This window comes from Sulfitobacter delicatus (genome assembly GCF_900102535.1).
In the GTDB taxonomy this organism is placed as follows: Bacteria; Pseudomonadota; Alphaproteobacteria; order Rhodobacterales; family Rhodobacteraceae; genus Sulfitobacter; species Sulfitobacter delicatus.
This window is the reverse complement of the sequence record NZ_FNBP01000034.1, coordinates 1-1,376: the sequence shown is the minus strand read 5'-3', so window position 1 is coordinate 1,376 and position 1,376 is coordinate 1. Positions and strand designations below refer to the sequence as shown.

The window sequence follows — 1,376 nt, the reverse complement described above, 5'->3', positions numbered from 1 at the left end:
GAGAAACGCGCGAAAGTTGGTGATGCCCTGAGGGGCGGCATATCATGGCGGTGTTCAGACGCCGTCGATTCTCTGCTGAGAAAAGGATATGCCACATGTCAGAGTCTACCATCACCCAACTGCCCGATCCATCGGGATTTAGCGCCGATCCGTTCACGGATGTCATCCGCGATGGCGCGCGCAAGCTGATCGAACAGGCGGTCCAGGCCGAGCTGGCCACCCTCATGGCGGCCTTTTCCAATGAAAAGCTTCAGGATGGGCGGGCACGTCTTGTCCGTCATGGTCACCTACCGGAACGCGATGTGATGACCGGCATTGGTCCGGTGCCCGTGAAGGTGCCGCGGGTTCGGGATCGGGGTGCTTACGAAGACAAGATCACCTTCACGCCCAGCATCCTGCCGCGTTACCTGCGCAAAGCGAAATCTATCGAAGAACTGCTGCCGTGGCTTTACCTCAAGGGCGTGTCTACGGGCGATTTTACCGAGGCGCTTGAAGCGCTGCTGGGCCCGAATGCCAAGGGTCTATCCGCTAAGACCGTCACGCGCCTGAAAGCCGATTGGTGGCAGGACTACGAGGCTTGGCAGAAACGCGATCTTGGCTCGCGGCGCTTTCTCTACATCTGGGCAGACGGTGTCTACTTCAAGCCGCGAATGGCTGAGGAAAAACAATGCGTTCTGGTAATCGTGGGTGCTGATGAATATGGTCGCAAGGAACTTCTGGCCATGACCGATGGCTTCCGTGAAAGCACCCAAAGCTGGCGCGAGGTGCTGCTTGATCTCAAGCGGCGCGGCCTGAAACAGGACCCCAAGCTCGCCATCGGGGACGGTGCCCTGGGGTTCTGGACAGCCCTGCGCGAGGTGTTCGCCACGACGCGGGAGCAACGCTGTTGGGTCCACAAGACCATGAACGTGCTGAACGCGATGCCGAAATCTGTGCAAGCCAAGGCCAAGGGTCATCTGCACGACATCTGGCAGGCCGAGACAAAAGCCGAAGCCAACGTCGCCTTCGATTTCTTCGTCGAAACCTACGGCGTGAAATGGGACAAGGCGGTCACCAAGCTGGTCAAGGACCGGGATGCGCTGCTGACCTTCTACGACTATCCGGCGGAACACTGGAAGCACATCCGGACGTCAAACCCGATCGAGAGCACCTTCGCCACCGTCCGGCACCGCACGAAACGCACCAAAGGATGCCTCAGCCGCACGACCGGGTTGGCCATGGCCTTCAAGCTAATGATGTCAGCGCAGAAGAGATGGCGCAAACTCGATGGACAGAACCGTCTGCCCGAGATCATCCAAGGGGTTGAGTTCCGCGATGGGATCAGCCAGCTTCAAACTGCCGCCTGATCAGGCATCACCAACTTTTGCCCATATCTC

At 58.9% G+C, this 1,376-nt stretch carries 1 protein-coding gene; it reads left to right on the top strand.

The window, feature by feature from the left end; translation table 11 throughout:
- Positions 1-95: 95 nt before the first annotated feature.
- Positions 96-1,346 carry an IS256 family transposase gene (locus tag BLS57_RS19550; protein WP_093744256.1) on the top strand — a complete coding sequence of 417 codons (1,251 nt, stop codon included), beginning with the start codon at positions 96-98 and terminating at the stop codon, positions 1,344-1,346.
- The last annotated feature ends 30 nt before the right edge of the window (positions 1,347-1,376 follow it).